Source organism: Nocardia cyriacigeorgica (assembly GCF_010868145.1).
Taxonomy (GTDB): Bacteria; Actinomycetota; Actinomycetes; order Mycobacteriales; family Mycobacteriaceae; genus Nocardia; species Nocardia cyriacigeorgica_D.
In genome coordinates this window covers 1-21130 of the sequence record NZ_JAAGUY010000033.1, presented here as the reverse complement: position 1 = coordinate 21130, position 21130 = coordinate 1, and the positions used below count along the sequence as shown (strand labels likewise).

21 protein-coding genes are annotated in these 21130 nt (G+C 68.3%); 7 read left to right on the top strand and 14 right to left on the bottom strand.

The window, feature by feature from the left end; all coding sequences use genetic code 11:
* Positions 1 to 93 precede the first annotated feature (93 nt).
* The 3 genes from GV792_RS25940 to GV792_RS25930 form a co-directional block, all read right to left on the bottom strand.
* Positions 94 to 1197 carry an anti-sigma-D factor RsdA gene (locus GV792_RS25940; protein ID WP_163827391.1) on the bottom strand — a complete coding sequence of 368 codons (1104 nt, stop codon included), beginning with the start codon at positions 1195 to 1197 and terminating at the stop codon, positions 94 to 96.
* The gene (locus GV792_RS25935; RefSeq protein ID WP_163827388.1) at positions 1190 to 1768 is read right to left on the bottom strand and encodes a sigma-70 family RNA polymerase sigma factor; all 579 of its coding nucleotides are present in this window, start codon (positions 1766 to 1768) and stop codon (positions 1190 to 1192) included. The genes GV792_RS25940 and GV792_RS25935 overlap by 8 nt, the downstream gene beginning before the upstream one ends.
* A 164-nt stretch (positions 1769 to 1932) precedes the next feature.
* Positions 1933 to 2835 (bottom strand): hypothetical protein, encoded by a 903-nt coding sequence (locus GV792_RS25930; protein WP_163827386.1) that lies wholly within the window; start codon positions 2833 to 2835, stop codon positions 1933 to 1935.
* 687 nt (positions 2836 to 3522) lie between these two features.
* Here GV792_RS25930 and GV792_RS25925 point away from each other — a divergent pair.
* The 3 genes from GV792_RS25925 to GV792_RS25915 all read left to right on the top strand — a co-directional run bounded on the left by GV792_RS25925 (position 3523) and on the right by GV792_RS25915 (position 5001).
* The gene (locus tag GV792_RS25925) at positions 3523 to 3816 is read left to right on the top strand and encodes a WhiB family transcriptional regulator (protein WP_163827384.1); all 294 of its coding nucleotides are present in this window, start codon (positions 3523 to 3525) and stop codon (positions 3814 to 3816) included.
* A gap of 356 nt (positions 3817 to 4172) precedes the next feature.
* Positions 4173 to 4748, top strand: coding sequence for a sigma-70 family RNA polymerase sigma factor (locus tag GV792_RS25920; RefSeq protein WP_163827435.1), 576 nt, complete (start codon positions 4173 to 4175; stop codon positions 4746 to 4748).
* Between the two features lies 1 nt (position 4749).
* A complete protein-coding gene (locus GV792_RS25915) occupies positions 4750 to 5001 on the top strand; it encodes an RskA family anti-sigma factor (RefSeq protein WP_163827382.1) in 252 nt (83 codons plus the stop codon).
* A 136-nt stretch (positions 5002 to 5137) separates the two neighbouring features.
* Here GV792_RS25915 and groL read toward each other — a convergent pair whose 3' ends face one another.
* Positions 5138 to 6748, bottom strand: coding sequence for a chaperonin GroEL (gene groL / locus GV792_RS25910; protein ID WP_163827380.1), 1611 nt, complete (start codon positions 6746 to 6748; stop codon positions 5138 to 5140).
* 106 nt (positions 6749 to 6854) lie between these two features.
* A complete protein-coding gene (groES, locus tag GV792_RS25905; RefSeq protein ID WP_163827378.1) occupies positions 6855 to 7157 on the bottom strand; it encodes a co-chaperone GroES in 303 nt (100 codons plus the stop codon).
* Between the two features lie 607 nt (positions 7158 to 7764).
* On the opposite strand from groES, the gene GV792_RS25900 reads away from it, so the two are divergent.
* Positions 7765 to 9342: an Hsp70 family protein gene (locus GV792_RS25900; protein WP_163827376.1), complete on the top strand. Its 1578-nt coding sequence runs from the start codon at positions 7765 to 7767 to the stop codon at positions 9340 to 9342.
* 13 nt (positions 9343 to 9355) lie between these two features.
* Here GV792_RS25900 and tsaD read toward each other — a convergent pair whose 3' ends face one another.
* From tsaD to GV792_RS25865, 7 genes are all read right to left on the bottom strand, one after another.
* The gene (tsaD, locus tag GV792_RS25895) at positions 9356 to 10399 is read right to left on the bottom strand and encodes a tRNA (adenosine(37)-N6)-threonylcarbamoyltransferase complex transferase subunit TsaD (protein WP_163827374.1); all 1044 of its coding nucleotides are present in this window, start codon (positions 10397 to 10399) and stop codon (positions 9356 to 9358) included.
* Positions 10396 to 10890, bottom strand: coding sequence for a ribosomal protein S18-alanine N-acetyltransferase (rimI, locus tag GV792_RS25890; protein ID WP_175584812.1), 495 nt, complete (start codon positions 10888 to 10890; stop codon positions 10396 to 10398). The genes tsaD and rimI overlap by 4 nt, the downstream gene beginning before the upstream one ends.
* A 23-nt stretch (positions 10891 to 10913) precedes the next feature.
* Positions 10914 to 11636, bottom strand: a complete 723-nt coding sequence (tsaB, locus tag GV792_RS25885; RefSeq protein WP_163827369.1) for a tRNA (adenosine(37)-N6)-threonylcarbamoyltransferase complex dimerization subunit type 1 TsaB — start codon at positions 11634 to 11636, stop codon at positions 10914 to 10916.
* 227 nt (positions 11637 to 11863) lie between these two features.
* Positions 11864 to 12340 carry a tRNA (adenosine(37)-N6)-threonylcarbamoyltransferase complex ATPase subunit type 1 TsaE gene (gene tsaE / locus GV792_RS25880; protein WP_163827367.1) on the bottom strand — a complete coding sequence of 159 codons (477 nt, stop codon included), beginning with the start codon at positions 12338 to 12340 and terminating at the stop codon, positions 11864 to 11866.
* Positions 12333 to 13415: an alpha/beta fold hydrolase gene (locus tag GV792_RS25875; protein ID WP_309139155.1), complete on the bottom strand. Its 1083-nt coding sequence runs from the start codon at positions 13413 to 13415 to the stop codon at positions 12333 to 12335. Before GV792_RS25875 ends, tsaE begins: the two co-directional genes overlap by 8 nt.
* Complete coding sequence (gene alr, locus GV792_RS25870) at positions 13412 to 14635, bottom strand: alanine racemase (RefSeq protein WP_375154474.1); 1224 nt, start codon at positions 14633 to 14635, stop codon at positions 13412 to 13414. Before alr ends, GV792_RS25875 begins: the two co-directional genes overlap by 4 nt.
* Before the next feature lie 242 nt (positions 14636 to 14877).
* Positions 14878 to 16314, bottom strand: a complete 1437-nt coding sequence (locus GV792_RS25865; protein ID WP_163827365.1) for an NAD(P)H-hydrate dehydratase — start codon at positions 16312 to 16314, stop codon at positions 14878 to 14880.
* 60 nt (positions 16315 to 16374) lie between these two features.
* On the opposite strand from GV792_RS25865, the gene GV792_RS25860 reads away from it, so the two are divergent.
* Positions 16375 to 16794, top strand: coding sequence for a cupredoxin domain-containing protein (locus GV792_RS25860; protein ID WP_256668492.1), 420 nt, complete (start codon positions 16375 to 16377; stop codon positions 16792 to 16794).
* A 27-nt stretch (positions 16795 to 16821) separates the two neighbouring features.
* Here the strand turns inward: GV792_RS25860 and GV792_RS25855 are convergent, their stop codons facing one another.
* Positions 16822 to 17304, bottom strand: coding sequence for a MarR family winged helix-turn-helix transcriptional regulator (locus GV792_RS25855; RefSeq protein WP_163827361.1), 483 nt, complete (start codon positions 17302 to 17304; stop codon positions 16822 to 16824).
* Positions 17305 to 17438: 134 nt separating this feature from the next.
* Between GV792_RS25855 and GV792_RS25850 the strand changes: the two genes are divergently transcribed.
* Positions 17439 to 18665: an MFS transporter gene (locus GV792_RS25850; RefSeq protein ID WP_256673884.1), complete on the top strand. Its 1227-nt coding sequence runs from the start codon at positions 17439 to 17441 to the stop codon at positions 18663 to 18665.
* Between the two features lie 80 nt (positions 18666 to 18745).
* Here the strand turns inward: GV792_RS25850 and glmS are convergent, their stop codons facing one another.
* Positions 18746 to 20629, bottom strand: a complete 1884-nt coding sequence (glmS, locus tag GV792_RS25845; protein ID WP_163827359.1) for a glutamine--fructose-6-phosphate transaminase (isomerizing) — start codon at positions 20627 to 20629, stop codon at positions 18746 to 18748.
* A 36-nt stretch (positions 20630 to 20665) separates the two neighbouring features.
* On the opposite strand from glmS, the gene GV792_RS25840 reads away from it, so the two are divergent.
* On the top strand, positions 20666 to 21130 hold a 465-nt coding region (locus GV792_RS25840), incomplete at its 3' end, for a poly(ethylene terephthalate) hydrolase family protein (RefSeq protein ID WP_445738782.1).

Genomic DNA, 21130 nt, shown 5'->3' with positions numbered 1-21130 from the left:
AAAAAGACCGACCGCCCTCTTGGCGATCGGTTTCACCCGTCTTTCGATCCCGCTCAGTTGTTCGCGGCCGTTGCCCACATCAGGGCCGACCGGTCAACTTGTGCTTCCGCCCGTCCCCGGCGTCCCGGTGTTTCCACCGGTCGGCGGCAAATCCGGAATCGTGGTGATCACCGGCGGCTCGATATCCGTCGGCCGCGACACGGTGGTCGGAGTCACCGGAGGAGTGGTCACCGGCGGCGTGGTCGGCTCGACGGTCGGCGGAGTGCCGGTGTCCTCTGGGCCGGTCGTCGGCGGCGTGGTCGGCGCGGTGGTGTCCGGAGCGGTGGTCACCGGCGGCTTGGTAGCCGACACCGACGGATCCACACCCATGATCGTCGGCGCGGTGCTGCCGCTACCGTCGCCACCACCGGGCCGCGTCGTCTCACCAGGCTTTGTCGTCTCGGTGGTCGTCGCCCGGGGATCGGTGGTCGAACCCGGCCGTGTCTCGCCTGGACGCGATTGCTCCAGCTGAGCCGCCGCCTCCGGCGACAGGCCACGCAGGTCGTTCAGCAGTCGCTCCCAGCGATCCATCAGATCGCCGCGCTTGGCCGGATCATCAACCTTGGTCGCGTTGGCCGACGCCTGCTCCAGCCGTGCCCGCGCACGCTCGGGATTGCCCTGGTCGATCAGTTCCTGCGCCGCCGCCAGATCGTCGTCGGCGCGCTGCACCACGGTCGACTGGGCCTGCTCGCTGAACACGACCTCCTTGAACCGCCACAGCGGATCGCCGGGCTCGGCGTTGTAGGAGAAGGCCGTCATACCGCCGAACACCAGCGCCAAACCGGCAGCGGCACCGGCAATCGGACGCACAAGCCGAAGCCTGCTACCCGTCCGTGCGCCGACTCGCGCCTGTCGCGCGCCGATTTCCTGATTGACCGCTGCGACCACCGTGTCGAGATCCGGGGCGTCCGGAATCGGTGGTGTGACGATCTCTGCCCGCCAGTCGGCCAGCAGAGCCGCCAGCTGGAACTCTTCGGTGCTGTCGGTCTGAACCGGCCCGTCGCTGGCGATGGCATCAATCAGCGCGTCGTCGCGGCGTACCGCCGCGATGTCGACCGGAGCGTTGTCGCCAGAGGACCCCTCGGCGTAGGGACCGCTGTCCCGCGATCCACGTCGCGCCCTCCAGTCACCCCGACCGCGTCCGCCATCCCTAGCCATACATTTCACCTGCCCTCGCCACTTGTGACTTCAATTTCGCGAGTGCCCTGTGCTGGGCGACCCGTATCGCTCCCGCCGTACTGCCCACGGCGGTCGCGGTTTCTTCTGCCGACAAACCCATGACCAAGCGCAGGATCAGGATCTCTCGATGCTTTTCCGGAAGCGTGGCAAGCAAACGGTTCATCTGCCTGCTCGTTTCGGATTCGAGAGCTCGCTGCTCCGGCCCGTGGTCGGTGGATATGACATCTGGTACTTCGGCCATCGCCTCCGCCTTGTTACGTGAGGCGTTGCGATGAGCGTCGGCGACCTTGTGCGAAGCGATTCCGTATACGAAGGCCATGAACGGCCTGCCCTGGTCCTGATACCTGGGCAGGGCTGTCATGACCGCCAGACAGACCTCCTGCGCAACGTCGTCCGCGGAGAGCGATCCACGCTCCGCAGCTCCGATCCTTGCCCGGCAATAACGCATCACCAGTGGGCGGATCAACTCCAGTACCTGAGCTAGAGCGGATCTGTCGCCCTGCGCAGCGGCAGCGACGGCGAGGTCCAACTCTTCGCCCGTGTTCGACATCGTCAGAGAATTTCCTGGCGTTACAAGTGGCACGGCCGGGTATCGACCGATGCTTCCGCGGGTGCAGCGGAACGGGTCTAACAATAGCGATACCCGTTGGCGAACCGGGTAACTGCGTCATCAACTGATCATTCGACCGGGTCGATCCAGAGGTTCGCGAACCCTCAGCGCGCGTCCGCCGGACGGAAGTGCCCACCGAGCCGTTCGATGACGCTCGCACATTCGGCGGCTTCTCGTTCGGCCGCAGTGCGATCGATGTCACCTCCGGACAACCCGGTCCGCAACATGGCACAGGCCCAACGCAAGGGCAGCAGGCCGTGTTCTCGGCATTCGGCGGCCACCGACTCGGCGAGCTCGCGCGCATCACCGCCATTGGCCGCGGTGGCTGCCGCGACCAGCAGCCGCGATTTCACCCGATGCCGCACCGAGGATCCCTGCTCGGCCAGTGTGAGCGCGGCCTCGGCGTGGGGTATGGCCTCTGGCAGGCGACCCGCGGCCAGCGCGGTCTCCGCGCTGACCCAGCGCAGCCTGATCGCGAGCCGCAGCCTGGGCGGATCGGGCACTTCGGCGGCGTCGCCGAGCAGAACCCGTACCCGGTTGAGCAGACGGGTGGCGAGGTCGGTTCTACCAGTGCCGAGCGCGTCGGCGGCCAGACCTGTCAGGGCGTCGCATGCGGCATCGAGACGGTCGGGCCGGAAGCGAAGATCCGATGACACCGAGGGCTCACCCGCGCGGGCCGGGGACAGCTCGGGGACTACCAAGGCGGCCGCAGCGCCGTCGTGGCGTGCGGCCGCGGCGTGCCAGCCGAGCTGACGCAGCAACGAGCCGCGAGTGGAGGCGGCGAGGGCCGCGAGTACCGGATCGGCGTGATGGACCGTGAGACCACCGAGTTCGGCGCGGGCGGCGGCGTAGCGGCCTTGACCGCCGAGCACGACTGCGCGCAGCCAGGCTTCGCCCGCGTCACGCGCGAGCGGCAACTCTGCAGCGGCCACTGCGGGGGTGGCACCGAAGGCGGCGTCGACCAGGAGCGCGCGACGGTCATCTGGGCGGGGATCCGGGACGAACACGGCCGCACTCTATCTCGGCGCCCGCAACAGCTACCGCATCCGGCGAAAGACCGGAGCCGGTGAGCAACCGATCAGCATTTCTTTACGGGCGCACCCAGCCGGAGGGAATGCGAACATGCGCACATCATGTTTCCATCAGGTAAAAACCATCCCGGCAATCGCCGGGCATGCACCCCATGAATTCATATGCGTTTCGAGCAATTAACCCGTGCGCCCCGCTATCGCCATCTCCCCCGGCCTCGCCCACCCCGGCGGGTGAACCGGATCACCGCCGACTCGGGTGCGCTCACCCGACGGCCGCCCGGCCAACGCTCGAAACCAGGCCACCACCTGCACGGATACGCCGACCTCGAAGACAAGGCGGTACACCGCCGTTGGGTCAACCGGCCATTATCTCCGGAAGCATCGTTAAAAGTAAACAGCGAGAAGGTTAAATTTGTCCGCCGAACATTTGCGAAACCCCTGCGCCGAACTATTGACGGAAATTCGCGGCGGGACCTAACGTAGCTCATCGCCACGGACGGCGCCGCGCGAAATTGCAGCGACCATCATTGGCGGGCTCTCGGACGACATACGCCGCACCGTGGCCGGAATGCGCTCGGCCGGACATACATCCGCGCCGAGCGACCGTTGCAGATCACACCTGCTCGACAACGCCGACGAGCTCGCACCACGAGGAGTTCATACATGCCCATGCCCACCCACCTTCCCGGGCCGAACGCTGATGTCTGGGATTGGCAGATGCGCGGATCCTGCCGCGGTGTGGACTCCGCGGTGTTCTTCCATCCCGACGGCGAACGCGGCCGGGCCCGTACCGCGCGCGAGATGCGCGCCAAGGAGATCTGCCACAGCTGCCCGGTGCTGATGCAGTGCCGCAGCCACGCACTCAAAGTGAGCGAGCCCTACGGCATCTGGGGCGGCATGTCCGAGACCGAGCGCGAGACACATGCCCGGCGCAATCGGCGTCGGATGGCGGTCTGAGAAGCCGCTGGTCACCACGGCACGCCCGGGTCGGCGGGTGATTGTGAATCCCTTCCCATCCGCGCCACGCAGGGCGCCGAATTCCTAGCAACAACTGCCGACCAGCACCATGGGTGCGAGCCGTGCACTGGCACACAGTCCTTCGGCTCGCACGCACGACAACGCCCGTCAGGCCCCCGGTCACCACCGGGTGCGCCTGCCGGCGTCGAACGCACGCAGTTTCACAGCCCCCTACCGAGCGAACCCGATAGCGGCACGCTACGGTAGTGACCGATGACACAGAATGGAGCGTTGTGACAACGCGGCCGCCGGCCGCAGAGGGCGACTCGTTCCGTGGAGAAGCCTTTCCACCCAGCGTGGAATCTGCGGTCTCGGCACGCGCAGCTGAAAGCATCGAACTCGCCGCGCTTTTACACAGGTGTGGCCAGTCCGACCAGGAAGCCTTCGCCGAGCTATACGACCGAACGTGTGCGCGCGTCTATGGCCTGGTGCTACGCGTCCTACACGACCCGGGCTACGCGGAGGAGACCGCACAAGAGGTCTATCTCCAGGTCTGGCGAACGGCGGCGAGTTTCGATCCGGACAAGGGTTCGGCCGCCACCTGGCTGATGACGTTGGCACATCGCCGCGCCGTCGACCGGGTGCGGGCCGAGCAGGCCCATACCCAACGCGAAGTCGCCTACGGGATACGGGTTCTCGGCAACGAATTCGACGAGGTCACCGAGGAAGTCGAGCGCAAGTTCGAACAGCGGGCCGTCCTGGACAGCCTCGGCACACTGACCGAAACACAGCGAGAAGCCATCTCGCTCGCTTACTACGGCGGGCGAACCTACGCAGAAGTGGCCACCCATCTCGGCGTAGGGTTACCGACCGTTAAGTCCCGAATTCGGGACGGCCTGACACGACTGAAGAAAAGTTTGGGGGTGACGTGAGATGAACGAACGCCAGATCGATCTCGCGCACACCGTCGCGCTCGGATCGATCGACGACGAAGACCATCAAGCGGTACAAGACCTGCTCGACAGTGAAGACCCTGCTCGCCGTGCCGAGTTCATCACCGAAGTGCACCTGACCAGAGAAGCGCTCGCAGCGCTCGCCGTCGCGACGGCCCATGAGCCGCCGGCGGCGCTGCGCGGGCGGCTGCTCACCGCGATCTCCGCGGAGCAGCCGCCGGTGGCCTCCTGACTTCTTCTGGCGGATTCTCCCGAGACTTCCCCGCGTTCCGGCCCTGACGGCCGAAAGACGAACGGACCGTTCACGTCCGGGGGGAACATGAACGGTCCGCTCGATCACCTTGGCCCGACGGCCGCCGATCGGTCGATCAGTGGCTGTGGCCGTGTCCGTGACCGTTGCCCTCGTCCGAGGCAGGCTTGTCCACGACAGCGCTTTCGGTGGTGAGCACCATCCGAGCGACCGAGGCGGCGTTGATCACCGCGGAACGGGTCACCTTCACCGGATCGACGACACCGTCGGTGAGCAGATCACCATAGGTGAGGGTGGCGGCATTGAAGCCTTCCTTGCCCTCGGTGACCTTGCTGACCACGACCGAGCCGTCGACGCCGGCATTGGTGGCGATCCAGAACAGCGGTGCCCGCAGGGCCTGCCGCACGACCTCGACACCGACCGCTTCGTCGCCCGACAGCGACTCGCGCAGGTCGACCAGCTTGGTGCCCGCCTGCACCAGCGCGGTACCGCCGCCGGGCACGATGCCCTCCTCGACCGCGGCCTTGGCCGCGCTGACCGCGTCCTCGACCCGGTACTTGCGCTCCTTGAGAGCGGTCTCGGTGGCCGCGCCGACCTTGATCACCGCGACGCCGCCGGCCAGCTTGGCCAGCCGCTCCTCGAGCTTCTCCCGATCCCAATCGGAATCGGTCGCCTCGATCTCGCGACGCAGCTGGGCGCCGCGGGCCGCGATGTCCTCGGCGGTGCCCGCACCGTCGATGATCGTGGTGTCGTCCTTGGTGACGACGACGCGACGCGCGCTGCCGAGCACCTCGAGGCCCGCCTCACGCAGGTTGATGCCGAGATCGGGGTTGACCACGGTGCCCGCGGTGACGACGGCGAGGTCGTCGAGGAACGCCTTGCGGCGGTCACCGAAGAACGGCGCCTTGACCGCGACGGCCTTGATCGTCTTGCGGATCGCGTTGACGACCAGCGTCGACAGCGCCTCGCCCTCGACGTCCTCGGCGATGATCAGCACCGGCTTGCCGGACTCGGCGATCTTCTCCAGCAGCGGAAGGAAATCGGGCAGCGAGCTGATCTTCTCCCGATGCAGCAGGATGTAGGCATCCTCGAACACGGCCTGCTGGGTGTCGGTGTCGGTGACGAAGTAGGGCGAGAGGTAGCCCTTGTCGAACTGGACACCCTCGGTGACCACGAGCTCGGTCTGCAGCGTCGAGGACTCCTCGACGGTGACGACGCCGTCCTTGCCGACGGTGGTCAGCGCCTTTCCGACCATCGCGCCGATCTCCTCGTCACGTGAGGAGACGGTCGCGACCTGCGCGATGGCCTGCTCACCGGAAACCGGTGTGGACAGAGCCAGCAGTGCGTCGGAGACCGCCTCGGCCGCCTTGGCGATGCCCGAGCCGATGCCGATCGGGTTGGCGCCTGCGGCGATGTTCTTGAGTCCGCCGCGCACGAGCGCCTGCGCCAGCACGGTGGCGGTGGTGGTGCCGTCGCCCGCGACGTCGTTGGTCTTGGTGGCGACGCTCTTGACCAGCTGGGCGCCGAGGTTCTCGAACGGGTCCTCGAGATCGATGTCACGCGCGATGGTGACACCGTCGTTGGTCACGGTCGGGCCGCCGAACGCCTTGGCGAGCACGACGTGCCGGCCGCGCGGACCGAGGGTGACCTTGACCGCGTCGGCGAGCTTGTCCACACCGCGCTCGAGAGCCCGGCGAGCCTTCTCGTCGAACTCGATCTGCTTTGCCATATGTGTTCGCTCCTGTGTTTCGGTGCGCTGTCACGGTGCGCGGAACGCACTCCGCCCCGGGTCGCAAACACCGACACCGGGGCGGAACGCCATGCGCAGCGATGACTTACTTGCTGACGACAGCCAGCACGTCGCGCGCGGACAGGATCAGGTATTCCTCACCCTGGTACTTGATCTCGGTGCCGCCGTACTTGCTGTAGATGACGGTGTCGCCCTCCTGGACATCCAGCGGGATGCGCTTGTCGCCATCCTCGTCCCACCGGCCGGGGCCGACGGCGACAACGGTGCCCTCCTGCGGCTTTTCCTTCGCCGTGTCCGGGATGACCAGGCCGGAGGCCGTCGTCGTCTCGGCCTCGTTGGCCTGGACGAGGATCTTGTCCTCGAGCGGCTTGATGTTCACGCTCGCCACGTTGAGCCCTCCACTTTCAGGGGATTTACGGTCGTCCGGGACTGTTGTCCCGGACCATCGGTTCGGTCACGATGCCGACCCTGCGCACAGCCCCGTCGTCGCGGGTGCCGGGACCTGCTCAGTAGTCGAACTCGGCACTGGCACACATCACACAGCGCCACTAGCACTCTATACATGCGAGTGCCAGCGCTCAAGGGCGGGAGGTGCCAATCTCCCGGCGTCGAGCCCGATCGACAGAACACCGATCGCCGCAGCGCAGGGCCGATCTATACATTCGGCACGCCCCCAGCTCCTAGGGCTTCCTATTACTTCACAAAATCTGTAACGTTCGGATAACGGATTGTGACAGTATTGACGACGGTCGCTCAGTGGCCGCCGTGTTCATCACGAACCGGCGTCCCGCCCGAACGACAGGTCGTCACGAACGATCCGGCCAGCTGAACAGAGAGCCACCAGCAACACCCGATCCACGGCCGTCTCCGCGCCCACCAGGCAACGAGGCGGCCCGGATAGCGAGCCCGGTGCGATCGTGACCCACACGCCGTTCCGGGAGTCCATTCGAGATGGTCGCCCGACACCAGGACCATCCGCTCGAAGGGAGGTGAACATGCGAACATCCCTCGGTATCTCGGCCGGGAACGAGGTGGTGTGCTCGGCGCTCGTCGCCACCGCGACCAACGGAGCCCAGAGCTTCGACTACCGCGTCGTGTCGGCGGAGGCCCATTCCGATCTCGGCGATCTCGTCGCATCATCGATCGAACTGATGACGACCCAGCTACCTGCCACCCACCCGCACGATACGGGCGCGGCCGGGACTCGATATGCGGGCACCCATGCCTACAACCTCGACGCGGCCCTCAGCCGTCCACCCACGGCCGTGGCCGTCGCCTACCGCAGCAAGGCTCAGGCCCAGGCCATTCGATCGGCCACGGGCAAGCAGCACGACCTACAGCTGGTCCCCGAGGCCACCGCCGCCCTCGCCTACCTGCGCCACACCGGCCTCGTCGACCGGTACCGCACCGTCGCGCTCGTCGATGTCGGCGCCTCCGGGGTCACCGTCACCGTCGCCACCCAGGCCGACGGCACCATCCTGCATTCGGCGCGCACCACCACCGTCAGCGGCAATGCGATCGACGAGCTCATCTACCACCATCTGGTCGACGCCCACTATGCCCGCCGCGGCACCCGGCCCAACCGGAGCATGCTCACCAACCGCGGCCGTGCGGCCAAGGAACACCTGTCCATCGCGCCCGCGGTCACTATCGACCATGTCGCCGGGCGGCCACTCAAGCTGACCCGCACCGACTTCGAAGAACTGATCGCCGACCAACTGCGCGAACTCGCCGCGTTCACCGCGGTCACCTTCGGGCGCGCGCCCGAGCGGCCCGAAGCGGTCGCCGTGATCGGCGGCGGCGCCAATGTTCCGTCCGTGGTCGACACCCTGCAGCACGAACTCGATATGCCGGTGCTCACCGTGCCGGATCCGGACGCGGTCATCGCGAAGGGCGCGGCGCTGGTCGCCGATGACGCCCAGCCTGCCGCGGGCCCGGTCGCCGCGCTCGGTTCGGACGCGCCGGTGGGCACGTTCACCAAGGTCGTCGGTACGCTGGCCGGCGCGATCGTCGTCGTCGGGCTGGTCATCGGCTATGGAGTCAAGGCGCTCGCCCCGACCTCCGGCGAGGAGGTCTCCCCCGCAGGCACCACGAGCAGCACCCAGCTGCCGCCACCGATGACGTCCTACCCGCCCCCCGTTCCCGGCAGCGCTACCACCGGTGGCGTGCGCGAGACTCCGCCGATCCGGCCCACCGACACCACCGTCGCGCCGAGCAGTCCCGATGAGGTGCCGACCACCACCGGCGTCACGCCGACCACTCCGCACACCTCATCGTCGCAGCCGACGCTGCGCCCGGACCCGAACCTGCCGCAGATCCCGTTCCCGGAGCTGCCGGAATTGCTCGGCCCGCTGTTCCCGCCGACCACCACACCACCGTCGGGCTCGGGGGCCGCTCCGGACAATGCCAGGGAGGGCGACCCGGATTCGGAGCCGACCACCAGTGGTACGCCGACTCCGGGTGCGGCGCCGAGCACTTCGCGTCCGAGCAGCTCACCGGCGCAGGGCCGGAATCCGGTGCCACGAGTCGGCACCGGCTCCTCCGATGGCACATCGTTGGCGCCGACGGACTGAATCTCTGCGCGGCTCAGGAAATCTGGCTGACCGACACCGGCAGACCCGGATCGGTGGCCACGGTCAACGGAGAAGGCTGCGCGCCACCTGCGATCACATGAGCGCCGAGCGCCGCGATCATCACACCGTTATCGGTGCACAGCCGAGGCTTCGGTACCCGCAGCTCCACACCGGCGGCCGCACAGCGCTCTTCGGCCAGCGACCGGATCCGGGAATTGGCCGTCGCGCCACCGCCGAGCACCAGCGTGCCGACGCCGACGTCCTGCGCGGCGCGCACCGCCTTCATGGTGAGCACATCCGCGACCGCCTCCTGGAACGAGGCGGCAATATCCGGGATCGGCAGGTCGGCGGCGGCCAACCCGTCGCGTTGCGCGGCCTCCACGTAGCGAGCCACCGCGGTCTTCAGACCGGAGAAGGAGAAGTCGTAGCGTGGATCACGCGGGCCGGTCATACCGCGCGGGAACGCGATCGCCTTCGGGTCACCGGACGCGGCGGCGGCGTCGAGCGCGGGACCGCCGGGGAAGCCGAGACCGAGCAACCGCGCGACCTTGTCGAACGCCTCGCCCGCCGCGTCGTCGACGGTGCTGCCCAGCTCGACGATCGGCTCGGCCAGATCCGTGACGTGCAGCAGATGCGTGTGCCCACCCGAGACCAGCAGCGCGACACACGGAGGCATCGGACCGTGCTCGAGTGTGTCCACCGCGACGTGCCCGCCGAGGTGATTGAGCGCGTAGAACGGAACGTCCCAGGCCGCCGCATACGCCTTGGCGGCGGCGACCCCGACCAGCAAAGCACCGGCGAGGCCGGGACCGATGGTGACCGCGAGCGCATCCGGCGCGACGATGCCCGCCGAGGACAACGCACGCCGCATCGCTGGCACGATGGCCTCCAGATGCGCGCGTGAGGCGATCTCGGGCACCACACCACCGAACCGGGCGTGCTGATCCACACTCGAGGCGACCTCATCGGCCAGCAACTCGCAACTGCCGTCCGGGTTGCGCCGGACGATGCCGACACCGGTTTCGTCGCAGGAGCTCTCGATTCCCATGACGATCACGACAGCACCTCGTCCGGTCGGTTCGCGTCGCCCCACTCAGTGGTCATCGACGACAGCGCGGGCCTGCGCATCGTGTACGCGTCGGCACCGCTGGGGTGGTAGTAGTTCTTGCGCAACCCGATGATGTGGAAGCCGTGCTTGGCATAGAGCGCGATGGCCGCCGCGTTATCGGTGCGGACCTCGAGGAACACCGGCCCGCCACGGCGTCCGGCCTCGGCGAGCAACGCCTCGAGCAGTTTGGTGCCGATACCGCCGCGATGGCATTGCGGGTCGACGCCGATGGTGTGCACTTCGGCCTCGGGATGTTCGGCGTCGCCGAGCAGCGCGATACCGGCGTAACCGACCATGCGGCCGTCCTCGTCGCGGGCAGTGATGTAGCGGTTGTGCCGCGCCGCCAACTCCGACCGGAACGAGATCGCATGCCACGGATCGTCCTCGGGAAACAGCAGCTGCTCGAGTTCCACGCAGCGGTCGATATCCCCGACGGTCATCAGTTCGATGCGGATGCCCACGCTCACGCTCCCGTCCGATCGAGGGTGCGGTAGCTCTTCTCGACCGCGTCCGGCCTGCGCAGGTACAGCGGGACCAGCGGTTCGGGAACTGCGCGTGCCAGCACGACAGGTGCGGCGACGCGCACGAGTCCGGCCGGTGACGGGGTCTCCACCGGGAGAACGGGCAGGTCGAACAGGTCGACATGGGAAGCGGAGCCCGCGATCACGGTCGCCTGCTCGGTGTCGAGCTCGCCCGGTTTGCCGACGTCCGGGCCCGCGACGCGACGGCCGATACCGCCCATCGCCCACGGCACATCCTCGCGGTAGCGCGCGGAGTACACCTCGCGGCGGCGAGCGTCGGTGACCACGAGCAGCTCCGCGCCGGGGGCAAGATCGCGGGCGCCGTCGGCGGCGATCGCATCCAGGCTGCACACGCCGTACACCGGGATGCCGAGCGCGTCGCCGAACGCCGCCGCCGTCGCCATTCCGACCCGCAATCCGGTGAACGGGCCCGGCCCGACACCGACAACGACGGCCGCGATATCGGTCCTGGAACGGCCTGCCTCGGTGAGACATTCGAGGATCTGCGGGGTGAGCACCTCGGCATGGGCGCGGGCGTCGACCCGCACCCGGACGGCGATGGTGCGCACGTCGGCCGGTGCCTCGGCACCGGCCGCGGACTGCTCCAGTTCCACCAATCCCGCTGTAACGGCGGGCGTCGCGGTGTCGACAGCAAGTACAAGCATGATTGGCCCAACGATACCGGTTGGTCCCCACGCGCCGCGCAGCCATGAGGGTCGCGGCCGCGATGCGTGTGTGCCCGTCCTCGTCGAGGTTGCCCACGTCACAGCGTTGCGGGGCGGTCGCGGACGCCGGGGCGTCGGGCCGCGCGTGGCGCAGATACGCCCGACCACGCGGCCGGGCACGGCACGCCGTCAGGGCGCGCAGGTCCGAAGCGCTGGCGGGTGTGCTGCTAGCCCGCGGCGGGATCGGCCTGGCGCCCAACCCATTCCCAGGTCGCGGTACGCACTTCCGATTCCGGATCCCGGGCCAGCCGCACGCGCAGATGACGGTCGGAGAGGTGTTCCACGACACCTCCGCCCCATTCGACGACGACCACCGCGTCGTGCAGATCGGTGTCCAGATCGAGGGCGTCGAGTTCGTCGAGACCGCCGCCGAGACGATAGGCGTCGACGTGCACCAGCGCTACCGGAGCGCCGTTATCGCGTTCGCCTGCCCGATGCCTGCGGGCGATGATGAACGTCGGCGAGCTCACCCTGCCCTGCACCCCGAGCCCGGCGGCGATGCCTCGGGTGAGCGCGGTCTTGCCCGCGCCGAGCGGACCGTCGAGCACCACGAGATCGCCGGCGGTCAGGCCTGCGGCCAGTTCGCGGCCGAGTGCCTCGGTGTCGTCCACAGTGGGCAGGACCCGCCGGTGTGGTTCAGTCACGCGTCACCTCTGGTGCATCGGTCTCGGTGACGACGCGCGCGCGCAACAGCAGCTGGTCGATGGCGGTGTCGATCAGGTCGGGGAATTGCAGGTGGGGCATGTGCGCGGCGTCCGGCAGTTCGACGAGCTCGGCGCCTGGCAGTTCGCGGGCCAGTGCGCGCGAATTGCGGAACGGGATGACCAGATCATGTTTGCCGCCCATGATCAGCACCGGGATGTCGGCGAGCACCGGCAGCGCGGCCGATTCGTCGTGGAGTTCGATCGCCTTCAGGAACTTGACGATCGTTTCGACTGGAGTGCGGTCGATCATCAGCGTGGCGAACCGCGACAGCGTCGGGCTCACCGAACCATGGAACGAGCTGACGTGCAGGATCGGTGTGATCACGTGCTTTGCGGTCATCCGCCCGGTCTGGACCAGCGCGGGCGCGGTGTGCACCGCCATCCGGAAACCGTCGAGCGCCGGATTACGCAACAACTGCCCGATGCCTGCACTGGCCACCTCGGCCGCCGCCGTCGACAACAGCGCTACGCCCGCCACCCGCTGCGCGAACAGATCGGGGAATTGGGCGGCGGCGGCCAAGACCGCCATCCCGCCGAGCGAATGCCCGACCAGCACCAGTGGCCCCTGCGGCGCCTTCGCCTCGATCACGCGGGCCAGGTCGCGGCCGAGTTGGCCGACGGTGCAGGTTTCGGTCTCCGGGACGCCCGAGCGGCCGTGGCCGCGCAGGTCGAACAGCACCATCCGCACCCGCGGGCCCCAGCGCTGTTCGAGGTGGCGGCGCTGGAAGTGGAACGACTCCATGGTGTTGCAGAAACCGTGCACGAACACGACGGTGACCGGCGCGTCGGCGGGACCGCATTCCCTGGTGGCGAGCGGCACACCGTCATCGGCGCTGACCTCGTCGGCGGGATCGGCGTCGATGAGCGAGAAGTCCTCACCACGGTAGGGGTCGCGACTCACCGGCACGAGCACGCGCGCTCCCGCTCGGCGCAGCGCGTGCACGCCCGCCAATGCGCCGACCAGGCCCGCTGTCGCCATCCCGCCGCGCAGGATGGTCACCCGCCTACGACTCACTGTTGGCCACCTCGGAAACGGCGAACCACGCGGCCGCGAGGCGAACACACCACCTCGTAGTGGATGGTGTCGAGGAGATCGGCCCAATCCTGGGCGTGTGGTTCGCCGGATTCTCCGGTGCCGAACAGGATCGCGGTGTCACCTTCGGCGACGCCGTCGAGGTTGTCGCCGAGGTCGATGACCATCTGGTCCATGCACACCCGCCCGATGCTCGGGCGCCGCGCACCACGCACCCACACCTCGCAGCGTCCGCCGAGTCGGCGCGAGACGCCGTCGGCGTATCCGGCCGGGATGAGTGCGACTGTGGTGTCGTGCGGTGCGATCCATTCGTGCCCATAGGAAACGCCCTCACCGGCGGCGACGTGTTTGATCAGGGAGATCTCGGCTTGGAAGGTCATGGCCGGGCGCAGGCCGAAATCGCCGAGTTCGGGGACCGGCGACAATCCGTACATGGCGATCCCCGGCCGCACCATGTCGAAGGCCAGATCCGGTCTGGTCAGGGCAGCGGCCGAGTTCGCCAGGTGCGTCACCTCCGGCACCAGCCCGTATTCCTTGGCGGTGGCGATGGCGTCGACGAATCGGTCGCGTTGAACGTCGATGGTGGGGTGATGCGGCTGGTCTGCGTGCGCCAGATGGGAGAAGATCGCGCGGAATCGCAGCACCTGTTCGTCGACGAGGGGGCGTAGCGCGGTGAGGACGTCGCGGTATTCGGTGACCGAGACTCCATTGCGGTTGAGTCCGGTATCGACCTTGAGGGTCAGCGTCGCGGTGCGCCCGAGCCGCCGCGCCGCCGCCTCGACCGCGCGCAGCTGGGACATCGAGGAGATGCCGATTTCGATATCGGCCGCGATGCCCGCTCCGTAATCGGCACCGGAGTTGTTGAGCCAGCACAGGATCGGGGCGGTGATCCCCGCTTCGCGTAGGTGCACCGCCTCACTGATCGTGGTGACGCCGAGCTCGGCGGCTCCCGCCGCCAGCGCGGCCCGCCCGACCTCGACCGCGCCATGGTTGTAGCCGTCGGCTTTCACCACCGTCATCACCGCCGCGTCGCCGGCGTGTTCACGCAGGATCCGCACGTTATGAGCGATGGCATCCAGATCGACGACCGTCTCCACTTGCGCATTCACGATTCCCGATCCTACCACCACTGGGGTCGTCGGCGGTGGGCACCCACCTGGGATCGAGCTCGCGTGGCGATAAACTTGAACCTTCAACTCCATCGGCGACGGAGTGCTGAGACGCAGGCTGTGGTTGCCAACGGCGCCGATCGCTTCGGCCGACAGCCCGCGGTCGGCAACCGCCCGGCCGTCATCGGTTGTGCGAGGGCAGCAGCCAGCGAGGGGTGCGCCGGCGTTGCCACCCGGATGCCGTGTCTTGCTCACCAGGCCCGGCCGCGCTGGGCCGGTCAGGGCGGAGCGACCTCGAGCAGCACAGCCCCGGTGTCGCGCCCAGTCCGAACACATCAATCGGCAAGGGCGCGAAGGGTTCGAATCGCGGGCCGAAGATGGCGCAGCAGCGGGGTCGCGGAGATCGGGGCGGCGGCGGGACCCTCGGCGGCCGCGAGGTTGGCGGCGAGGGCGTGGGCGCGTGCGGCCGCGGCGGCGGACCAGACCGGATCTCGTCCGGCGGCGAGCAGGGCGCCGATGACACCGGACAGCACGTCGCCGGCACCGGCGGTCGCCGCCCATGATCCACCCGCTTCGTTCACCAGCACCGGCCGTCCGGGTTCGGCGATCAGGGTGGCGCGCCCCTTGAGCAACACCGTCACCTGCCACGATGCGGCCAGCTCACGGACCGCCGCGACCCGATCGTCGCCGAGTGGCTGCCCGGTCAAGCGGGCGAACTCACCGGCATGCGGGGTCAGCACTGTCGGCGCGGTGCGCTCGCGCACCATGGCGGCATGGTCGGCGAGCAGGGTCAAGCCATCGGCATCGACGACCACGGGCAGATCGGTCGAAAGGATCTGCGCGAGTCGAGCCAACGCGCCGTCATCGGTGCCCGCACCTGGACCGAATACCCAGGCCTGGACTCGGCCGGTCGAGGCGATATCGCGAGAGGCGACAACCTCCGGGTAGGCAGCGAGCACGTCCTCGGCACCGGTGCCCGCATAGCGGACCATGCCGGACGTCGCCGCGACCGCCGCCCCGGTACACAGCACGGCGGCGCCAGGATAGGCCGCGCTGCCCGCGCAGATCCCGGTGACACCCTGGCTGTACTTATCGTCGGCGGGACCGGGCACCGGCCATTCCGCGCCGATCGCGGATGGCTCGAGCGCAGCGAGATCGGGCGATGGGAGCCGTAACCCGATCGGCACCAGCTCGATTCGCCCGCACCACGCCGCGGCCAGCGCATGCACCGGCTTGTACGCACCGAAACTGACCGTCACCTGCGCGCGCACCGCCGGACCGTGCACCGCACCGGTATCGGGATCGACCCCACTCGGCAGGTCCGCCGCGACGATCGGCGCCTCGATCCGCGAAACGATCTCCGCCGCGGCCTGCCGCAACGAACCACGACCGGAGATGCCGACGATCCCATCGATCACCAGATCCGGATCGCCGACCTCCGAACGCACCCGGCCTCCGGCTTTCCGCAGCGCCGCAAGGCCTTCCGCATGCACGCGCACCGGATTCAGCAGCACGGCGTCGACCGTCACCCCGCGCCGCCGCAGGAAGTAGCCTGCCCACAACGCGTCACCACCGTTGTCACCCGATCCGACCAGCAGCGTCACCGACCGTCCGGCCACGCCCCCGGTGCGGGCACGCAGTTCCCCGGCGACGACGGTCGCCAAACCGTAGGCCGCGCGCCGCATCGGCACGCCGGCAGCGACCCGGGTGAACAGTTCCGCTTCGGCCGCCCGGACCGCGTCGACGGTGAAATAGCCACGCTGCGAGGACATCGGACACGCACCTCCACTGGTTGCTCGGGCCGCGACGTCAGCAGACTACGCTTGACCATCATGGCCATGCCGCGTCGTCACGCCACCTCCGTCATCGCCGCCGGGTTCGTCCTCACCGCGGCGCTGTTGTCCGGATGCGGCTCCGACGACGAGAGCGCCTCCGAACCGGCCACCACCGCGACGTCGGCCCCGACCTCGGCGCCCGCTGCCGACGATGGACAGGCGCAGACCTTCGTCGTCGAGGTCGACGATATGAAATTCTCCCCGGCCGACCTCACGATTTCGGTCGGCGACACCGTCACCTGGAAATTCGAGGACGACGTGGTGCACGGCGTTCAGGGCATCGGGGACAAGGCGATGGGTATCAACAGCCCGCTGTTCACCGAGGGCGAGTGGAGCCATACCTTCACCACCACCGGTTCGTTCCGCTACCTGTGCCCCATCCATCCGGATATGCGCGGCACGATCACGGTGCAGTAGGGACAGCACCGACCGGGGCCTACTGCCTCATATCGGTCGGTATTCGCGGGTGCGCGGACTGCCGTCGTTCAACGCCTCGACCGCCGAGACCAGCGGCGCCAGTTCGGGGTTCGCGGCGGCCTGCCGCAATGCGCTCGTCAATGCCGCGTCATGGGTCGGCCGCGCGCGGTCGAGTAGTTCGAGGCCGGTCGATGTGACGTCGGTGTAGATGCCGCGGCGATCATCCGGGCACAGGTAGCGCTGGAGCAGCCCGCGATCCTCCAGCCGTGAGACCAGTCGCGTCGTCGCGCTCTGACTCAGCACGACCGCCTCGGCGACCTGATGCATCCGAAGGTGGCCACCGGGCCCGTCGTGCTGCCGGGACAACACCACGAGCAGCGAGTACTCACGCACGCTCAGCTCATGGCCGGTCTGCAAGGCGCGTTCGATGTGCGCCTCGATCCGGTCGTGCAGCAGCGACAGCGCGTACCAGCCGTCGGCGAGGCCGGTGAGGGCGGCATCGGCGGTCATGGTGGTCCTTCCCTCGGAACTCTCCACTCAGGATAGATGACTTCCGAAATAGCCCGCGCTTGCAATTAAATGCATGTGCAATTATTCTCAACGCCTGTAAAGCTCATGCGCAACATCAAGTGGAGGCTCTCCCCATGCCGCTCGCCCTCCTTGCCCTCACCCTCGGGGCGTTCGCCATCGGCACCACCGAATTCATCGTGGTCGGGCTGCTGCCCGACATCGCCGCCGACTACGCGGTGTCCATTCCCACCGCCGGGCTGCTGGTCACCGGATATGCGCTCGGCGTCGTCGCGGGCGCGCCGGTCATGACCGGGCTCGGCACCCGCGTATCCCGCAAACGCATGCTGCTCGGATCGTTGCTGCTGCTGATCGCCGGAAATCTGCTGTCGGCGCTGGCTCCGAGCTTCGCCCTGATGCTGACCGGGCGGATCGTGGCCTCGCTGGCGCACGGCGCGTTCTTCGGTATCGGCGCGGTCGTCGCGGGCAGCCTCGTCGCCGCGGAACGCAAGGCCGGTGCGATCGCCATCATGTTCACCGGACTGACCGCCGCAACCGTCGTCGGCGTACCGCTCGGCACGCTGCTCGGACAGCAGTTCGGCTGGCGACTCACCTTCGCCCTGGTTGCCGTGATCGGCGTGATCGGGATGGTGGGCGTCGTCGCGCTGATCCCCGAGCAGCCCGCACCGCGCGAGGCCCGGCCGCGGTCGGAATTCTCCGCGCTGGCCAATCCGCAGGTGCTGCTCGCCATGGCCATGACGGTCCTCGGCTTCGGTGGCGTGTTCGCGGCCATCACCTATCTCGCACCGATGATGACCGACGTCACCGGATACGCCGAAACTTCGGTGACCTGGCTACTCGTACTGTTCGGCCTCGGCATGTTCGCGGGAAACCTGATCGGTGGCCGCTACGCCGATCGTCATCTGATGCCGATGCTCTACATCGCGCTCGGTCTGCTCGCCGCGGTCCTCGCCCTGTTCACCGTCACCGCGCACAGCAAGCCCCTCGCCGCGATCACCATCGTGCTGATCGGAGCGCTCGGCTTCGCCACCGTGCCGCCCCTGCAGAAGCGCGTCCTTGACCAGGCCGCCGGTGCACCCACGTTGGCCTCGGCGATCAATATCGGCGCGTTCAACCTGGGCAACGCGCTGGCGGCGTGGCTCGGCGGGCTCGTCATTTCCGCCGGTCTCGGTTACACCGCACCGAACTGGGTGGGGGCGCTGCTCGCGGCGAGCGCTCTGGTGCTGGCGGTCGTCTCGGCGAGGCTGGAGCGTCGTGACGCGCCGGCGCCGTCGGACCGCCACGATCCGGCCACGGGCAGTCCGGACCACGTCGGCAGCGAGGTCATGGCACAAGTGCGGTAGCGCGAAGACGCCCTCGCTGTCACACGCATGAACACCGACCTGGCCGCTTTCGGCCAGGTCGGTGTTCATGGTTCAGCTACTTATTCGACCGTGACCGATTTGGCCAGGTTGCGCGGCTTGTCGACGTCATACCCGCGTGCCTGCGCCACCTCAGCGGCGAAGATCTGCAACGGGATCGTCGACAGCAGCGGCTGGAACAACGTCGGCGCGGACGGGATCTCGATGAGGTCGTCGGCGAACGGGCGCACCGTATCGTCGCCCTCCTCCGCGATGACGATCGTCCGCGCGCCACGCGCCTGGATCTCGCGGATATTGCTCAGCAGCTTCGAATGCAGCACCGCACGCCCCTTCGGCGACGGCATCACCACGATCACCGGCAGCCCATCCTCGATCAGGGCGATCGGTCCGTGCTTGAGCTCACCCGCCGCGAAACCCTCGGCATGCATGTATGCCAGTTCCTTGAGCTTGAGCGCACCCTCGAGCGCCACCGGGTAACCGACATGGCGACCGAGGAACAGCACCGTCGGTACCTGCGCCAGCTCACGTGCGATTGCCCGCACCTGTGGCGCCACCTCCAGCACCCGCGAGACCAGCTTCGGCATGGCCTCCAACTCGGCGAACTCGCGCGCCACCTCATCGGGGTACTTGGTGCCGCGCGCCTGCGCCAAGGCCAGCCCGACCAGGTAGTTGGCGGTCACCTGGGCGAGGAACGCCTTGGTCGAGGCGACACCGATCTCCGGCCCGGCCCTGGTGTAGAGCACCGCATCGGATTCGCGGGGAATCTGCGCGCCGTTGGTATTGCAGATCGCCAGCACGCGCGCCTTCTGCTCCTTGGCGTGGCGCACCGCCTCCAGCGTGTCCGCGGTTTCGCCGGACTGCGAGACCGCCACCACCAGGGTGGAGCGGTCCAGCACCGGGTCGCGGTAGCGGAATTCGCTGGCCAGCTCCACCTCGACGGGCAGCCTGGTCCAATGCTCGATCGCGTATTTGGCGAGCAGACCCGAGTGGTAGGCGCTGCCGCAGGCGACGACGAAGACCTTGTCGACGTCGCGCAGTTCCTGATCGGCGAGGCGCTGCTCATCGAGCACGATACGACCGGAACCACCGTGGCTGGTGTCGAAATGCCCCATCAGGGTTTCGGCGACCGCGGCGGGCTGTTCCTCGATCTCCTTGAGCATGAAGTAATCGTGTCCGCCCTTTTCGGCGGCGGCCAGATCCCAGTCGATGGTGAACGGCCGGGTGCGCGAACCCGCGTCGTTGCCGGCGAAGTCGGTGACCCGGTAGCTGTCGGAGGTGATCACCACAGCCTGATCCTGGCCCAGCTCGACAGCCTCGCGGGTGTGCTCGATGAAGGCTGTCACATCCGAGGCGATGAACATCTCGCCCTTGCCCACACCCACGACCAGTGGAGTGGAGCGACGCGCGGCAATGATCTTGTCCGGGTGCTCGGCATGGGTGAAGACCAGCGTGAACGCACCCTCCAGGCGGCGCAGCACGGCCAGCGCGCTCGCCTCGAAGTCGCCCGCTGTCGGCCCTTCGGCGTAGGCACGGGACACCAGATGCACCGCGACCTCGGTGTCGGTGTCACTGCGCAGCTCGACACCGGCCTCCTCGAGCTCGCGACGCAGCGGCGCGAAGTTCTCGATGATCCCGTTGTGCACCACAGCGACGGCACCTGCCGCGTCACGATGCGGGTGGGCGTTGCGGTCGGTCGGCGCGCCGTGCGTGGCCCAGCGCGTATGCCCCATCCCGGTGCTGCCCGCGAACTCGCTCGCACCGGCTTCGCCCAGCTCAGCCTCCAGATTCGCGAGGCGCCCCGCCTTGCGTTCCACCGCGATCGCGCCCGCGCCGTCGAGGATCGCGACACCAGCCGAGTCGTATCCGCGATATTCCATGCGGCGCAACGCGTCGACGACGACGCCGAGAGCATCCCGGTACCCGACGTACCCCACGATTCCGCACATGGCTCACCAGAGTACTTATCGGATAACGTTCACGTCGTGTCGGCGTCTGTGAAATCCCTCCTGAGCACCCTGACCAGCCGCGGCCCGCATCGGGTGCTGCGCGGCAACCTGGCCATCGCGGGCCAGCCCGGCGTCGTGTACACCCCCGAATCCGGCCGGAATCTACCCGCGATCGCGTTCGGCCACGGCTGGATGACCGGCTCCGACAACTACCGCACCCTGCTGGAACACCTGGCGTCCTGGGGTTTCGTCACCGCCGCCCCCGACACCGAACGCGGCCCCATCCCTTCCCACCTCGGCCTGGCCACCGACCTGCTCACCACCCTCGACATCTGCTCCGGCGTCCGCCTCGGCGACGGCGATATCAGCGTCCACCCCGACCGGCTCGTGCTCGCCGGCCACGGCATGGGCGCGGGCGCGGCCGTCATCGCCGCAGCCCAACGCCGCGTAGCCGCCGTGGCCGCCCTCTTCCCGGCCCCCACGGCCCCCGCCGCCGAATCC

Excerpts from the sequence above, each read along its gene's own strand:
- GV792_RS25940 (WP_163827391.1), bottom strand. The coding sequence starts at position 1,197 with ATGGCTAGGGATGGCGGACGCGGTCGGGGTGACTGGAGGGCGCGACGT.
- GV792_RS25935 (WP_163827388.1), bottom strand. The coding sequence starts at position 1,768 with ATGTCGAACACGGGCGAAGAGTTGGACCTCGCCGTCGCTGCCGCTGCG.
- GV792_RS25925 (WP_163827384.1), top strand. The coding sequence starts at position 3,523 with ATGCCCATGCCCACCCACCTTCCCGGGCCGAACGCTGATGTCTGGGAT.
- GV792_RS25915 (WP_163827382.1), top strand. The coding sequence starts at position 4,750 with ATGAACGAACGCCAGATCGATCTCGCGCACACCGTCGCGCTCGGATCG.
- groL (WP_163827380.1), bottom strand. The coding sequence starts at position 6,748 with ATGGCAAAGCAGATCGAGTTCGACGAGAAGGCTCGCCGGGCTCTCGAG.
- GV792_RS25900 (WP_163827376.1), top strand. The coding sequence starts at position 7,765 with ATGCGAACATCCCTCGGTATCTCGGCCGGGAACGAGGTGGTGTGCTCG.
- rimI (WP_175584812.1), bottom strand. The coding sequence starts at position 10,890 with ATGACCGTCGGGGATATCGACCGCTGCGTGGAACTCGAGCAGCTGCTG.
- tsaB (WP_163827369.1), bottom strand. The coding sequence starts at position 11,636 with ATGCTTGTACTTGCTGTCGACACCGCGACGCCCGCCGTTACAGCGGGA.
- alr (WP_375154474.1), bottom strand. The coding sequence starts at position 14,635 with ATGGAGTTGAAGGTTCAAGTTTATCGCCACGCGAGCTCGATCCCAGGT.
- GV792_RS25865 (WP_163827365.1), bottom strand. The coding sequence starts at position 16,314 with ATGTCCTCGCAGCGTGGCTATTTCACCGTCGACGCGGTCCGGGCGGCC.
- GV792_RS25860 (WP_256668492.1), top strand. The coding sequence starts at position 16,375 with ATGGCCATGCCGCGTCGTCACGCCACCTCCGTCATCGCCGCCGGGTTC.
- GV792_RS25855 (WP_163827361.1), bottom strand. The coding sequence starts at position 17,304 with ATGACCGCCGATGCCGCCCTCACCGGCCTCGCCGACGGCTGGTACGCG.
- GV792_RS25850 (WP_256673884.1), top strand. The coding sequence starts at position 17,439 with ATGCCGCTCGCCCTCCTTGCCCTCACCCTCGGGGCGTTCGCCATCGGC.
- glmS (WP_163827359.1), bottom strand. The coding sequence starts at position 20,629 with ATGTGCGGAATCGTGGGGTACGTCGGGTACCGGGATGCTCTCGGCGTC.